This is a genomic window from Micromonospora sp. U56, from assembly GCF_018070095.1.
GTDB lineage: Bacteria > Actinomycetota > Actinomycetes > Mycobacteriales > Micromonosporaceae > Micromonospora > Micromonospora purpureochromogenes.
The window spans coordinates 1-14743 of sequence record NZ_JAGPYL010000147.1; the positions used below are offsets into that span (position 1 = coordinate 1).

General features: G+C 69.2%; 11 protein-coding genes and 5 pseudogenes. 8 read left to right on the plus strand and 8 right to left on the minus strand.

Annotated features, from left to right (window positions below):
• Window positions 1-20: 20 nt before the first annotated feature.
• On the minus strand, window positions 21-1463 hold the full coding sequence (locus tag KBX37_RS30185; protein WP_210779269.1) for an MFS transporter: 1443 nt from the start codon (window positions 1461-1463) through the stop codon (window positions 21-23).
• Between the two features lie 219 nt (window positions 1464-1682).
• Between KBX37_RS30185 and KBX37_RS30190 the strand changes: the two genes are divergently transcribed.
• Window positions 1683-2264: a TetR/AcrR family transcriptional regulator gene (locus tag KBX37_RS30190; protein WP_210779270.1), complete on the plus strand. Its 582-nt coding sequence runs from the start codon at window positions 1683-1685 to the stop codon at window positions 2262-2264.
• A gap of 86 nt (window positions 2265-2350) precedes the next feature.
• Here KBX37_RS30190 and KBX37_RS30195 read toward each other — a convergent pair whose 3' ends face one another.
• Window positions 2351-3373 (minus strand): DUF4331 family protein, encoded by a 1023-nt coding sequence (locus KBX37_RS30195; protein ID WP_210779271.1) that lies wholly within the window; start codon window positions 3371-3373, stop codon window positions 2351-2353.
• Window positions 3374-3648: 275 nt separating this feature from the next.
• On the opposite strand from KBX37_RS30195, the pseudogene KBX37_RS36135 reads away from it, so the two are divergent.
• A pseudogene (locus KBX37_RS36135) lies at window positions 3649-4147 on the plus strand (HAD domain-containing protein).
• A gap of 103 nt (window positions 4148-4250) precedes the next feature.
• Here the strand turns inward: KBX37_RS36135 and KBX37_RS30205 are convergent.
• The 3 genes from KBX37_RS30205 to amcA all read right to left on the minus strand — a co-directional run bounded on the left by KBX37_RS30205 (window position 4251) and on the right by amcA (window position 5521).
• Entirely contained in the window at window positions 4251-4913 is a 663-nt protein-coding gene (locus KBX37_RS30205; RefSeq protein WP_210779272.1) for a pentapeptide repeat-containing protein, read from the minus strand.
• A gap of 99 nt (window positions 4914-5012) precedes the next feature.
• The gene (locus KBX37_RS30210) at window positions 5013-5360 is read right to left on the minus strand and encodes a hypothetical protein (RefSeq protein ID WP_210779273.1); all 348 of its coding nucleotides are present in this window, start codon (window positions 5358-5360) and stop codon (window positions 5013-5015) included.
• Window positions 5357-5521 (minus strand): multiple cyclophane-containing RiPP AmcA, encoded by a 165-nt coding sequence (gene amcA, locus KBX37_RS30215; protein ID WP_210779274.1) that lies wholly within the window; start codon window positions 5519-5521, stop codon window positions 5357-5359. Before amcA ends, KBX37_RS30210 begins: the two co-directional genes overlap by 4 nt.
• 463 nt (window positions 5522-5984) lie before the next feature.
• Here amcA and KBX37_RS30220 point away from each other — a divergent pair.
• Both KBX37_RS30220 and KBX37_RS30225 read left to right on the plus strand, forming a co-directional pair.
• Window positions 5985-7334 (plus strand): annotated as a pseudogene (locus KBX37_RS30220) (hypothetical protein).
• Window positions 7331-7906 (plus strand): flavoprotein, encoded by a 576-nt coding sequence (locus KBX37_RS30225; RefSeq protein WP_210779275.1) that lies wholly within the window; start codon window positions 7331-7333, stop codon window positions 7904-7906. The pseudogene KBX37_RS30220 and the gene KBX37_RS30225 overlap by 4 nt, the downstream one beginning before the upstream one ends.
• Before the next feature lie 479 nt (window positions 7907-8385).
• Here KBX37_RS30225 and KBX37_RS30230 read toward each other — a convergent pair.
• Together KBX37_RS30230 and KBX37_RS30235 are read right to left on the minus strand one after the other, a co-directional pair.
• Window positions 8386-8508 (minus strand): annotated as a pseudogene (locus KBX37_RS30230) (NUDIX hydrolase); the annotation flags it as partial.
• 46 nt (window positions 8509-8554) lie between these two features.
• Window positions 8555-8890 (minus strand): annotated as a pseudogene (locus KBX37_RS30235) (radical SAM protein); the annotation flags it as partial.
• 334 nt (window positions 8891-9224) lie between these two features.
• Between KBX37_RS30235 and KBX37_RS30240 the strand changes: the two are divergent.
• The 4 genes and pseudogenes from KBX37_RS30240 to KBX37_RS30255 all read left to right on the plus strand — a co-directional run.
• A complete protein-coding gene (locus tag KBX37_RS30240) occupies window positions 9225-10133 on the plus strand; it encodes a ferritin-like domain-containing protein (RefSeq protein WP_210779276.1) in 909 nt (302 codons plus the stop codon).
• 226 nt (window positions 10134-10359) lie between these two features.
• Window positions 10360-10620: a hypothetical protein gene (locus KBX37_RS30245; RefSeq protein WP_210779277.1), complete on the plus strand. Its 261-nt coding sequence runs from the start codon at window positions 10360-10362 to the stop codon at window positions 10618-10620.
• Complete coding sequence (locus KBX37_RS30250) at window positions 10601-11905, plus strand: Nramp family divalent metal transporter (RefSeq protein ID WP_210779278.1); 1305 nt, start codon at window positions 10601-10603, stop codon at window positions 11903-11905. Before KBX37_RS30245 ends, KBX37_RS30250 begins: the two co-directional genes overlap by 20 nt.
• A 53-nt stretch (window positions 11906-11958) precedes the next feature.
• Window positions 11959-13083 (plus strand): annotated as a pseudogene (locus KBX37_RS30255) (IS701 family transposase); the annotation flags it as partial.
• Window positions 13084-13131: 48 nt separating this feature from the next.
• Here the strand turns inward: KBX37_RS30255 and KBX37_RS35735 are convergent.
• On the minus strand, window positions 13132-13947 hold the full coding sequence (locus KBX37_RS35735) for a hypothetical protein (protein WP_210779280.1): 816 nt from the start codon (window positions 13945-13947) through the stop codon (window positions 13132-13134).
• Between the last annotated feature and the right edge of the window lie 796 nt (window positions 13948-14743).

Sequence of the window (14743 nt, forward strand, 5' to 3'; positions counted from 1 at the left end):
GGGGCCCCGCGCCGGGCGAATCAGCGGCCCGCGGGGACCGTCACCAGCTCCGGGACGGGGGCCGGCCGGCGGTCGGCCGACGCGCGCCGCCCGGACGGGACGGCCAGCGCCGCCACCGCGGCCGCCAGGGCGAGCCCGGTGAGGACCAGAAAGCCCAGGGTGAAGCCGGCCTCCCGGGGCAGCCCGTTCGCCTGCGGGTGCGCGGTGATCACACCGCTGACCACGGCCGCGCCGACGGCGCCGCCGATGGTGCGGATGTTGGCGTTCATGCCGGTCGCCACCCCGGTCTGCCCGGCCGGGACGTTGCCCACGATGAGGTTGGCCATCGAGGCGAAGGCCAGCCCGATGCCGAGACCGACGAGGGCGCCGGCCACCCCGATCTCCCAGCGGGTGTCGTGCGCGACCGTCAGCATCGCGGAGGCGAGCACGTTGAAGGCCGCGCCGGTGGCGAGCTGCGCCTTGGCGCTGAAGCGCGACTCCAGCCGGCCGGCGAGCAGGCCGGCGACGAACATGCCGACCAGCATGGGCAGCATCAGCAGGCCGGCCTGGGTGACGGTCGCACCGAAGCCGTAACCGGCCACCGTCGGGGTCTGCACGAACTGCGGCAGGAACGCGTAGACGGAGAACATCGACGCGCCGTAGAGCAGGGCGACCAGGTTGGTCGTCCAAACTCCGGGCAGACGCATCATCCGCATGTCGATCAGCGGGTTGCTGGAGCGGATCTCGGCGACCAACCAAGCGGCCAGCAGCACCGCGGCGAGCGCCAGCAGGCCCACCACCCGGGCCGAGGTCCAGCCCCAGGCGGCGCCCTTGCTGATCGGCAGCAGCAGGGCGACCAGCCAGCCGGACAGCAGCAGGGTGGCCCGCCAGTCGATCCGGCCGGGGGTACGCACCGGCGACTCCGGCACGACGAAGTGGGCGGCGACGGCGGTCAGCCCGACGACGACCATCGGGATCCAGAACAGCCACCGGTAGTCGAGGGCGCCGACGATCGGGCCGGCGAGTACGACGCCCAGGCAGCCGCCGGCCGCGACGATCGCCGAGATGGCGGCCACCGCGGAGGAGACGCGCGCGGCGGGGAACTCGTCGCGGATGATCCCGAACGACAGCGGGAAGACGGCACCGCCGACGCCCTGGACGATCCGGGCGACGATGAGCACGCCGATGCTCGGCGCGACAGCGGCCAGCAGGCAGCCGAGCGCGAGCGCGCCGAGGGAGACGACGAGCATCCGTTCCTTGCCCACCATGTCGCCGACCCGGCCCAGGATCGGCGTGAAGATGGACGCGGAGAGCAGGTAGGCCGTCAGGACCCAGGTGACGGTGTTCTGGGACGTGTGCAGGTCGTGCTGGATGGTCGGCAGCACCGGGGTGATCAGCGACTGGAGCATCGCGAAGAACCCGGTGCCGGCCGCCAGGACGAGGAAGGTGAGCCGGCGGGAGCCGCGACGGACGGTCTCTGTCATGCGGGGAACTCCAATTCCGCGTACGGAGGGGACGACGGGCAGGTGGCTCGTCAGGGCTTCGGGCTGGCGCCGGTCGCACTGTCCGGCGGGATCGGCGCGGGGTGCCCGGGGAGGTAAGCTAAGCGGAGGCATGGCTCCGGACAGTTCCGGAGGGGTGCCTCCACTAAGCTAGCGGAGGGGCGCGCCTCCGGTTGCAACCGAGGTGAGGTGACGCACGTCATGGCCAACGCGGGACAGACGTCCGACGTCTTCGCACGGCGACCCAAGCGCGCCGACGCCCGGCGCAACTACGAGTCGCTGATCGCGGCCGCCCGCGGGGCCTTCGCCGAGAACGGAGCGTCCGCCTCGCTCGAAGAGGTGGCCCGGCGCGCCGGGGTGGGCATCGGCACCCTCTACCGGAACTTCCCCACCCGGCAGGCCCTGTTCGAAGCCGTCTACGTCGAGGAGGTCCGGGCGCTGAGTCGCTCCGCGGCCGACCTGGCCGACCTGCCCCCGTGGGACGCGCTCGTCGCCTGGCTGCACCGGTTCGTCGGCTACGTCGCGACCAAGCGGGCCCTGGCCGAGGAGCTGCTGCACGACTCCGAGATCTTCCGGAGCTGCCGCACGGAGATCTACACCGCGGGCGAGCCGCTGATGCGCCGCGCCCAGGCCTCCGGGGCGGTCCGCGCCGACATCAGCTTCGACGACGTGGTCCGGCTGCTCAGCGGCCTCACCATGGCCCAGTTCCCCGAGCCGGAGCAACGCGAACGGGTGCTGGGCGTCGCCCTCGACGGACTACGCCCGCCGGCCACGCCGCGCTGACGGGCAGCTCCGACTCGGTCCCGTGCGGCGCGCGCGTGGCGTGCCGCCCAGCGGCATCGCCGCCGTCGTGCGGAGCGGCCACCGCGTCAGGCGGGCACCACGTAGGGGAACGTGCCGGAGCGGGCCCCCTGGGTCACGTCCGCGGTCAGACCCGAGGTCATCCCCGTGTTGAGCACCAGGGAGAACATCACCTCCGGGGCGTTGTCCAGCATCGTGCGCCCGTTCCGGACGGCGAAGCCGTAGTTCGCCGGCGTCCCGACCCGGTACGACAACACATCGGGGTAGACCTGCCGGGCCACGCTCCAGCCGTACGCCTTCGGATCGGGAGCGGTGCCGTTCGCGGCGACCACCCGCGCGACGGTCGAGGCGATGTTCTCGCCGTCCGCCTTCAGATCGTCGCAGGGGTGCCGGACGTTGGCGGGGTCGGAGAAGTCGGTGTCGGTCGGCCAGAAGATCGGCCACATCATCGGGTGGCCGGCCCGGTTGATCGGCCGCCATCCGCCGGCGTCCGTCGCCAGCTTCGTGGTGCACCAGACGCCGATGCGCGCCCCATCGCGCAGCATCGGCTCGTCGTGCGACACCTCGAGCACGATCGACTCGACGGTGGTGCCGGCGAAGCTGTTCTTCGCGTTCTCCGGCCGCCACTTCGAGCGGTCCAGCTTGGCGCCGTTCTTGAAGGCGTCGTTGACGGTCGCGAGCTGGTCGAGGTCGATGTAGAAGGGATCGGTGATCCGGCCGGCCCAGAGCCGCAGGACGTCGCTGCTCACCACCTCGCCGGTCCGCCCCTGAACGAAGAGCTCGCCGGTCGCCGCGTCGCTGCGCGCTTCGGTGCCGGTCAGAGCGTGCAGCGTCACCGCCTGCCGCCCGTCGGCGTCCGGTTCACCGAAGGCCACCCGGTAGGTGAGCTCCTCGAGCTCGGCGCCATCGAAGTGAATCTTGAACTCGTACCGGGCCTCGTGGTGGAAGCCACGCTTGATGTCGGCGCGCGTCACCGAGCTGTTGACGTCCATGACGAAGACCGTGCCGCGCTCGCCGTCGAAGACGAACAAATCGTTCAGGTAGAGCTGACCGTTCTGCGCGGCGAACGGGGTGTCGAGATGGTGCGACATCGGCTGACTCCTCGGGGGATCCGGGCACGGCACCGTGAGAATAGGTCGTATTTGCTCCGCTTCTAGCATGTATGAGTCGTTTTGCATGCCTTGTTGGTCACGCCATCGGGCAGCAGGAGGGGGACGGGCCAGCATGATGCCCGCCGTCAGCGCGCTGCGACCGGAACCCGCCCCCAGCGGCAACCGATACAGGGTCCGCGGCCGGCGTTGGCAGGGCCCAGAACACGCAGCGCGCGGACGTTCCCGGCCGCCGGATGAGGGCTTACCTCTGGGCCATGTCCGCCTCGCGTCCGCTGCTGTTCCTTGACGTGGACGGCACCCTCATCCCGTTCGGAACGCCACCGGCGGCGCCGCCGGACATGCCGCGCGACACCCGTGTACAGGTTCGGCCGGATGACGCCCATTCGTTGCTGCACAGGGTCGAGCCGGAACACGGCCGCCTGCTTCCGCCCTGCGGTGTGAGCTCGTCTGGGCGTCCACCTGGATGAGCGACGCGAACGACGTACTGGCTCCGCTGCTCGGACTGCCGGCCCTGCCAGTGGTGGACTGGGCCGACTCGGATGAGGACGACGCCCTGCACTGGAAGACTCGCGGCCTGGTCGAGTGGGCGCAGGAGGGTTCGTGTGGGTCGACGACGAGATCGCCCCCGCCGATCGCGTCTGGGTGGCTGCCCGACACCACGGCCCGGCGCTGCTTCATCGGGTCGACCCCCGGCACGGCCTGACCGAACGCGACTTCACCGCCATCCGGGACTGGCTCGTCGAGCAGGTGTGATGCAAGCAGTTTCTTGCCCGAACCGGAGCTGCCTCCGACGCAGACGAGGATCGGCCCGGGCTGCCGATCGGGACGGCGTCAGCGGCCCCGGTGCTCCCTGAAGTCAGTCGTTGCGCACGGTCAGGCCCAGGGCGTCCACGGCCAACCGGGTGAGGTCAGGAAGCTGGCCCTCGGCGAGGGTGACGCCGGACAGGTTGTCGAGTGGCGTCTTGAGCCCGTGGAGGCGGCTGCCTCGCAGGTCGGTGCCGGCGAGTTGGCAGGAGTCCAGCTGCAGGTCGGCGAGGTCGCAGGAGCGCAGCGCGATGCCCGGAAGGCGGCAGGTGGACCAGGTGCCGTGGGTGAGGGTGCAGTCGGTGAAGGCGACCGAGCCGGCGGCGGTGACGCGCTGGAAGGTGGCGTAGTCGAAGCGGCAGCCGTCGAACAGGACGTCCTTGAGGCGCACGTCGGTGAGCCTGGTACCGGTGAACCGTGAACCGGTAATCGCGCACCGTTCGATCGTCATCGCGACCAGGGTCGCCCCGGAGAAGTCGGTGCGGGTGATCTCGCAGCCGTAGAGGCTGCCTGCTTCCCAGGTGCTGTCGCTGAGGTCGCCACCGGTGATCCGGCTGCCGCTGATGCGGCAGTCCTCCAGCTGCGCACCGCGCCACGATGTGCCCTCGACGAAAGCCTCGGTGAGGCCGTCGGCCAGTTCGGTCACCCTGTCGAGGTCGTCCGGGTCGAGGTCCGGCAGCAGGATCCGCACGTCGCCGACTGTCGTGGTGCGCATGTGTCCTCAACCTGCGCGGGCGCAGGTGGACACGCTTGAGGTGTGGAAGCTACCGGCGATCGCCGGATGGCCGTCAGCGTTGATGACAACGGATGCCGTTCACGATGGCGGCTCCTCGGTCCGCCCGCCTTCACATGTGGGGACGCGGTAGGCGTGGGTATGCCGGGCGGGCCAGCCGAGGAACCGGTCAAACATGTCTGCGGCACTGCCCGTCACGCTCGGGTTGAGCCGGTGCAAATCGTCGATCGCGTCATGCAGGCAGCCGGCCAGATAGAGAAACAGGCTCACCAGCGCGTCCCGGTACTCAACAACGAGCGCGAGCTTCGCCACGCCGCAGGGCCACGGCTGCCCGCACCGGCGGCACAGCCACAGCGGATGCATCGGCAGATGCTCCCCCGCCGCCGGCGCGATTCGCTGCGCCCCAGGACGGCGCTGCTGCCCGCTCACCGGGGACCTCCCTGGCGGGCCTGCTGCTTGAACAGCCGACGCCACACATGGGTGAGCAACGGTGGATCAGCTGGCCGCACCGGCCACTGCCACGACGCCCGCCCGGGCTCGGAGCGCCAGGACTGGTCGGCCATCGCGTTACGAGAGACGTACACCGTCATGCCGGCACCCCTCATCGAGACAGTGAGCGGTGGGCCCGCCGGGGGAAGGGCGAGCCCACCGCCGCACCACGGCGGCCGCGAGCAGGCCGCCGGTCACCCACCCACGCAGCCCTCATGGCGGTACTTAGGCGGGGCATCGATCGCACCCGTAAGGGAGCGGGCTGGGGCGGCACCGGCCGAAGCATCAGGGCGAACTCCTGCCTCCCGGCGATTCCGTCGTTCATCCCGAGCTCCTTGGCGTGAGGCTGCAACGGCCTACCAGCCGCCTACTCGTCGAGTGCGGCGCACCAGCCCCATCAGGTTCGCTCGGTGAACCCGGCAACGGGGATGTCCCGGCGGTGCACTCACGGTGCACCTGCGAGCACGCCAAGTGCCGTTACGATCGTCCGGCCGACTGTCCCCATATGGCAGGCGCACCACAAGCGGGCCGCCCCCTTCTACGAGCGTATCGAGAGGACGTGCCATGGCCGCGGTGACGACCTGGACCGGTCGGGAGGCAAACGCGCTGCGTCAGGCGTTGCGGATGAGCGTTACCGGCTTCGCTGAGCACCTGGGCGCGGCACGGCGAACGGTGGCCAAGTGGAGTAGCCAAGGCAACAAGGTTCATCTGCGTGCGGACATGCAGGCGGCTCTCGACACGGTCCTGGCGCGGGCCACCCCGGACGTCCGCGAGCGCTTCGAAGCACTGGTGAGCGCACGTAGCAGCGGTGCACCACTTGCCGATCCCGCGACGCTGCCCGTCAGGGGCACGCACATCCATACTGGCGAAGGCGGCATTCACGACTTCGACTCGGACGGCGATGTGCGGCGCAGAGATCTCCTGACAGGCGTGACGATCAGCGGCATCACCCTGCCGAACGTTGCAACCCTGCTCGAAGCACTGGTCGCACCACGACCTCGCAACACCGAGCCAGTTGCCTTACCGATCCGGCAGTTCGCTCGGGACGTAGCCGTCACGAAGATCGCCTATCAGGCGTGCCAATACGAGCAGGTTCTCGGCGGGCTCGTGGCCCTGCTGCCCGCCCTGGAACCAACTCGTGCCGACGTTGAGGGTGAGCAGCGGGCGCAGGTCGACGCCCTGGCCAGCGACCTCTAGCACGTCGTCGGCAGCGTGCTGCTCAAGGTCGGCGACAAAGGCATGGCCCTGGTCGCGGCCGAACGCAGCACCCGTGCCGCTGCGAGCAGTCAGGACCCGCTGGCGATGGGTGCAAGCGCCCGGATCATGACCCACGCCCTCATGAGCAACGGCCACAGCAATCAGGCGCAGCAGCTCGCTGAAAACGCCGCCGAGACCCTCCGACTCGGCACCGGACTCGCCTCGACCGACGCGATAGCCGTCTACGGCGCCCTGCTGCTCCGCGGTGCTGTCGCCGCAGCTCGCGACGACAACCGCGACAACGCACAAGCCATGCTCGATGAGGCCTCCCATGCCGCCGATCGACTCGGCTACGACGGCAACGACCGGTGGACCGGCTTCGGCGCTACCAACGTCCTGCTGCACCGCGTCAACATCGCGCTGACCCTGGGCGACGCTGGCACCGCCATCACCCTCGCCCGCCAGGTGCAGCTGGACAAGATCGGCCTCGCCGAACGCAAGGCCTCCCTGTTCGTCGACGTGGCTCGGGCCTATACCCAGTGGGGACGCTACGAGCACGGCCTCAACGCGCTACGCAGCGCGTACGAGATAGCGCCGGAGGAGATCCGGTGCCGGCCCGCGGTTCAACGCATCGCCGGCGACCTGACAGTCCTTACCCGGGGGCACGTTCGCAGCGCTGTCTTCGACTTCGCCCAGCATGTCGGGATCCGGGTATGACCAGCGGCCACGTGCAGATCGTCGTCTGCGCTGCCGGCCCCGCCGCAGACGTGACCCAACTGGTCACCACCGCGACTCAACAGTCGTGGACGACGGCGGTCATCGCCACCCCCAGCGCCCTCGACTTCATCGACGCCGAAGCGATAGAGCGGCTGACCGGGCATCCGGTCCGGTCCACCTACCGGTCGTCCCCCGGCACCAGCCGATCTCTCCCCGCCGCGGACGCGCTCATCATCGCCCCCGCCACCTACAACTCCGTCAACAAAATTGCCCTCGGCATCGCCGACAACTACGCGATGACGACGATCGCCGAGCTGATCGGCCGCCAGGTACCCACCGTGGTCGTCCCGTTCGTCAACGCCGCCCTGGCCGCCCGCGCACCCTTCCAACGTGCCATCGCGTGCCTCCGGGATGAGCGCGTCCGGGTCCTCTTCGGGGCCGACGACGGATGGGAGCCACACCCGCCCGGCAGCGGCAATGGCCGCCAGCAGGCCTTCCCTTGGGCGACGGCATTCGACGCAGCGATCCGGTTGGCCGCTGAGGTGCCGGCCGGCAGCACTGATCGCAGCTGACTCCGACGTGCCCCGACCGGCACCGCTCGCCGATAGCAGCTCAGCAGCCCACCCAGCCAAACGTCCGCTTCTACCCTTCGGCGACTGCGGCGCCGGCCGCGCCACGGTTGACGTGCATAGGACCCGCAGGCATCGCCGGACTTCCAGCCAGACCCCTAGCCGTCGGCGCAGCTGCGCCAGGTCGTGTTGACGCACGCAACCACACCGAGGTCTCCATGGTCGCCAGCCACTGGAACAGCTCACAGCGCCTGGGTTCCGCCGCGACAGCTCGACCAACGGCAGGAGCAGCAGGGCGTCGGCCGCGCCCGAGGCCGCCGGCCCAGCTGCAGCGCACCAGTTGGGCGTCGTCCTCGTCGTGTCGCACCGCGTCTTCATTGGCGCTGTGGCCGCCACCCTGGACGGCGCCCGAAGCACGCAAGAAACCTTCCAGGCAGCTCGGGACTTCAGACTCGGCCCAGCGATGCTGTGGCCAGCTTGCTCTACAGCGAGAGCAGTGCCTCCTCATTGGAGGCGATGAACTCCTTCAGCGCATCCGGCTTGAGGTCCACGGCAGGCAGCTTGTCGATCGTCACCCGGTCGAGCTGGTAGTCACCACGTCTGGGTCGGCGACGTCTCCCACGCCAATCAAGCAGTGGGTATCTGCGTTGGTCATGGTGCTCCTCCTTGAGGGGTGAGGTGATCCGCAGCGGCGCGAACGAGGGCCTGTCGGGTGGTCCGGCAGTAGGCCGTTTCTCGGGCAGTGAACGTCGCGTGCTCGAAGTAGCGGTTGCCGGCCTGGGCGCCACGGCAGAAGTCGTAGAAGGCGCAGTGGTCGGCGCAGTCGTTGAGGGCCGTGACGAACTCGGCGACGTAGCCCAGGTCGCCGGCGCCGGCAAGCATGGCGGTGATCGGCTGATGGAGGACGTTGCCGGCGATGAAGTCGCCGTATCGCGGCTCGGTGATGCCGAGCAGCTCCGGTGACAGCAGCACCACCTGCCCATTCCACCCGCCGCATGCATGAGGTGGTGCAGGACCTGGTCAGCCAACTGGCTCGGAGATCGGCTCGGGAGACCCCTTCGGACTCGCCGCGGCACGAGGACTATTTGCATCGGCGGCCCTGCAATTGTCTTCGGTTTTGTCTGTCATCGCTCTTGGTTGGCCTGCGCCGTGGTGCGGCCATCCCCGCCGTGGACCTCCCGCGGATGAAGGTTCGGGAAAGGAGTACGGCCGAGACAGCCACCGCACTAGCGTCAGCGGCGACGGCAGTAGCGCGCGGCGCACCGGCGACATATCGATGGAGTACCCGGCGTGTCGTAAATCGGAACGGGGGTCGGCTTCCATGGTAAAGAAGTTCATCAAAGAGGCGGTGTCGCGCAGCGCGGAGTCGGATGACGATCGACGGAAGCTCGGGTCGATGACGGACCCGACGAATCCCGCCGCGCGATCGCCGGACGGCTCGGGGCCGAGTGACGCGACGATCCTGAACTTCGCCCTCAACCTCGAATACCTCGAAGCCGAGTTCTACCTTCGCGCCACCACGGGGCAGGGGCTGCCTGACGAGATGACCACCGGTACCGGCACCCGGGGTGAGGTGACCGGTGGGGGCATGGTCAACTTCAGCAACTCGGTAGTGCGCAAGTTCGCACGGGAGATCGCCTCGGACGAGCAGCAGCACGTGGCCTTCCTGCGGTCCGCCCTCGGGGAACACGCCGTTTCCCGTCCGGCGATCTCTCTTGACACGAGCTTCACCGAGGCGGCCACCGCGGCCGGGCTCATCAAGTCGGGCGAGATGTTCGACCCGTACGCCAACGATCTCAACTTCCTGTTCGCCGCGTTCCTGTTCGAGGACGTCGGCGTCTCCGCTTTCAAAGGAGCGGCACCGCTGCTGTCCAACAAGACGTACCTCGACGCTGCCGCGGGTCTGCTCGCCACGGAGGCGTACCACGCCGGGATCGTCCGCTCCGCGCTCTACAACGAAGGCATGATCGACGAGGCCGTCTTCGCGGGCGTGCAGAAGCTCTCCGACGCCCGCAACAGTCTCGACGGACCGGTCGACGACGACCAGGGTATCGGCACCAGCGCCGAGGCGAACCTCATTCCCACGGACGCCAACGGCATCGCCTACGGCCGCTCGGCCCAGTCGGTCCTGAATATTGTGTACCTCAACGCGAGCCCGGCGAACTCCGGCGGCTTCTATCCCTCCGGCCTTAACGGCGACATCGCGATGAGCGGCGGGGCAGCCAGCTAATCACCTGGCCATCGCCGCGGTCCCGGCGCGCACTGCGGTGCGTGTCCGCAGGCCCGTACCGGACGGCCCGTGCACCCGGCACACGGCCAGCGCAAGACTCCACCCCAGCGGCACCGGATCGCCGCCTTAACCCCGGGCAACGACCAGGATAGAAAGCACATGATGCACCTCGAACTCCACCCGATCCATCGACGGGTTCGGCGCGCCGCAGGGCAGCTACGGCAACATGATCGAGATGGGTGTCGTCGACCCACCGCCGGTGGCACGCGCCGCGCTGCAGAACGGCGCCACGACGGCCGGCCTGCTGCCGACCACGAACACGCTGGTCGTCGAGGAGCAGACACCGTGGGATGGCAGCCTGGCGCCGATGACCCAGTTCGGGCGGCTGAACGAGGGGCTGCAGCAGCCCGTCGCCGGACTCCAGCACGCCGCAGTCGCTCGAGCTTGGGCCGTCGGTCGGGTGAGGCATGGGCGCCGTAATCGGTGACGGCCGGCCACCGGTCGTCACCGAGCCCGCCGCACCCGTCACCGAGCTGAGCGCACTGCAGCTGCTGCGCTCCCGCGGGCGGCTGCGCGGGGTACTGGCGCTGCTCGGTCCGGCGTTCGTGGCAGCGGTTGCATACATCGACCCGGGTAACTTCGCCACCAACTTCACCGCCGGCGCGAGGTTCGGGTACACGCTGGCCTGGGTGATCGTGGTAGCCAACCTGATGGCCATGCTGGTGCAGTACCTGTCGGCCAAGGCTGGCGTGGCGACCGGGCGTGACCTGGCGGAGCTGTGCCGCGAGTACCTGCCGCGCCCGGTCTCCCGCGGCCTGTGGATCCAGGCAGAGGTGATCGCGATGGCGACCGACCTGGCCGAGTTCGTCGGCGCGGCGGTCGGGCTGAACCTGCTGTTCGGGGTGCCGCTGTTCCCGGCCGGGCTGATCACCGCGGTCGTCGCGTTCGGGATCCTCGGCCTGGAGCAGCGCGGCTACCGGCGCTTCGAGCTTGCCATCGTCGGGCTGCTCTGCATCGTGGCTCTCGGTTTCCTCTATGACCTGGCCGTGGTCGGCGCCGACCCGGTCGGTGTCGCCGACGGGATGGTTCCCGGGCTCGCCGGCAACGACAGCCTGCTGCTCGTGGCGGGCATCATCGGCGCGACCGTGATGCCGCACGTGGTGTACCTGCACGCCGCCTTGACGAAGGCCCGGGTGGCCTGCCGGGACGACGCCGAACGCCACGAGCTGCTGCGATTCCAGCGGCTCGACGTGGTTGTCGGGCTCGGCGCGGCCGGTGTGATCAACCTGTCCATGCTGGTGATCGCGGCCTCGCTGTTCAACCGCACCGGCCATGCCGACGTCGACTCGATCGAGGCCGCCCACGCCGGGCTCGGTCACCTGGTCGGTGGCGGCGCAGCCCTCGCGTTCGCCGTGGCCCTGCTCGCCTCCGGACTATCCTCGTCGAGCGTGGGCACCTACGCCGGGCAGGTCGTCATGCAGGGCTTCATCCGCCGGCGCATCCCGCTGTTCGTCCGGCGCGGGCTGACAATGGTCCCGGCACTGCTGGTGCTGGGGCTGGGCCTGCCGGCCACGGACAGCCTGGTCGTCTCGCAGGTGGTCCTGTCGTTCGGCATCCCCTTCGCTCTGGTCCCGTTGCTGTTGCTCACCCGCCGCGCGGACATCATGGGCTCGTTCGTCAACCGCCGGGCCACCACGGCGGCGGCGGGTGGCATCGCCGCAGTGATCATCGTGTTGAACGCGTACCTGCTGTACGTCACGTTCCTCGCCTAGTACTGCAACGGCAGTAACCGAATCGGGTTCGGCTCGCGTTCGTTGGTCTGCCTGTGACGGATGTTGATGTTGACCGGTGGCACGGGGAGTTGGACCGGTTGCACGCGCGGATCGGGCCTCGATTTCGCCGGTCGGAGCCGCGGCGGCGGGTGCGTCAGTACCTGTGCGGGCTGGTCTCGGGCCTGGGCCGCAAGAACGGCTGGACCCTGGCTGAGCAGGCCGGGGATGTGTCGCCGGACGGGATGCAGCGGCTGTTGCGGTGGGCAGACTGGGACGTCGAGGCGGTCCGTGACGATGTGCGGGACTACGTGGTCGAGCACCTCGGCGATCCGGCGGGTGTGCTGATCGTCGACGACATCGGGTTCCTGAAGAAGGGCACGCGGTCGGCCGGGGTGCAACGCCAGTACTCCGGCACCGCAGGACGGACCGAGAACTGCCAGGTCGGGGTGTTCCTGGCCTACCGCTCGGCGAAGGGCCACGCGCTGATCGACCGGCAGCTCTACCTCCCGGCGTCGTGGACCGATGACCGCCAGCGGTGTCGGGCGGCCGGGATCCCGGACGAGGTCGAGTTCGCCACCAAGGTGCAGATGGCCCGCCAGATGCTGGCCCGGGTCCTGGACGCCGAAGTGCCGGTGGGATGGGTGACCATGGACGAGGCCTACGGGCAGTCGAAGTCGCTGCGGCTGTGGTTGGAACACCGGGATGTGGCTTATGTGGTCGCGACCCGCCGCAATGACGACATGATCACCACCACGATGGGCATCGCCCGCGCCGATCAACTCATCGCCGCTCTGCCCGCCCGAGCGTGGTGCCGGCTGTCCGCCGGCGCCGGCGCCCACGGACCCCGCGAGTACTGGTGGGCGCGGGTGCCCGTGCGCATCGGCTGGCAGCCCGGTCGCGGGCACTGGTTGCTCGCCCGGCGCAGCATCACCACCGGCGAGATCGCCTACTACGTCTGCTACGGGCCCGGCCGGACCCGCCTGGTCGACCTGGCCCGCATCGCTGGGGCCCGTTGGGCGATCGAGGAGTGCTTCCAGCAGGCCAAGAACGAAGCCGGCCTAGACGAATACCAGGTCCGTGACTGGCGAGCCTGGTACGCCCACATCACCCTGTCCATGGTTGCCCACGCCTGGCTGTCCGTGGCCCGATCCCTTACCACAAAGGGGGATCCAGCCCCGGCGACGACATGATGATCGGCTACACGGTACCGGAGATCCGAAGACTGCTCACCGCACTCGTAGTGCGATCAACTCACTCACCAGAGCACGTCTGGGCCTGGTCACGATGGCGCCGACGACGCCAACACCAAGCCCGAACCTGCCACTACCGACGACGCGGCTACCCCTGACCAACTGCCGTTGCAGTACTAGCCCAAAAAGATCATCCGTGCCTGCGCCGGATGCCGTTCGGACCGCCAAATTGAGCGCCGACACCGCTCCGTCACATTCTTTTCGATCATCGCTAGCCGGAGACACCGACTCGACAACGGTCGCGATCCCGGCCACTGGCCGCTGTTCGTGCATCGTGATGACGTCTCCGGCCACCAGGCGTCGCCACCGCTGCGGGCTCAGCGGAGCCAGGCGGACCACCGCTCTTCCGCCAGACTGGAGATCCGGCTGTGACTCGGCCCAAACTCGTGCGACAAGCAGATCCGGATTGCCCGCCGCCGTCACATCGCCGATGTCCCACAGCGGACGGAGGTGTCCGTCACCGGGTATCGGCGTCCGCCTACCACCGGCAACCCCGGGATCCCCGAGCTGAAGGTCGACGCGAATCACGCCATGCACGATTTCGGCCCGCCGCCAGTGACACCACCGCTCGGTCCGGGACAGCCACATCATCCTGGCGGCCTCGGCAAGGAGATCCCAGAAGGCGGTCCCGGTGCGGCACGCATCGCCGAGTTCCACGAGGACGTCCAGCGCGACCTCCCACTCGTCGTGGTCGAGATACTCGTGCGCGTCAGAAACCGTCGTGCCGGCTTCACCCGTCGCGGCCACGGGCAGGTGGTGGGCGGCGCGACGAAGAAGCTCGGGGACATCCACAGCAGGGATCTTCCCGCAGCATCGACACGACGCCGCACCCAGAGAAGGAGCCAGCGCCAAACTCGGCCATGGGGAACCCCGCCGACGGAGCCCCGTCTCGGCCCGCACCCGGCTACCGGTGAATCACCACCACACTGACTAGGTGGCTTGTGTCCACGATCACGGCCCCCCGTCCACGGCTTGCCGGAACCGTCCAACCGCTCCCGAGCACCCGGCGAGCACCCGGTCATGGCCGGGATACGGAAAAGGACCCGACCCGGCGTAAAACGCCAGGCCAGGGCCTTGATCACCGTGCGCTGCCAGGGACTCGAACCCCGAACCCGCGGATTAAGAGGACACCCGCCCAGCCGTGGCCAGCCTCCCCTGCCTCGGCAGCCGTTCGCTGCCGGTTTGGCTCGTAGTGCTCTCCTGGCGGCAGGTTGGGGTCACGTAGGGGTCAACCTCAGCAGTGACCCCTCGCTTGTAAGTTCTGGGCGCTTCATCCGGCGGGGCCGTCAGCGTCTCGGGCCTCGGGCCACCGTCCGGCACCGCTCCTGAGAGGGTGGCTCCGTTCGCGCTGGTTGCTGTCACCGTTGCTAATGAGAGCTACCGGGTCGGTTGCGGCAGACTCGGTTCCGGTAGCCGCTGGTGGGTGAGCACTCGCCGTTGCAGGACGCGTCGCAGTCCTATTGACAGATCGTGCCCCTGCCGGTGGTCGGGAGAGGTGACCGCTGATGGGATGTCGTGTCCGCCGCACGTCGGCGTGAGCACTTGATCATTAGCTTGCGGAAGTTCTCCCGGATGCTGCCAGGTAGCT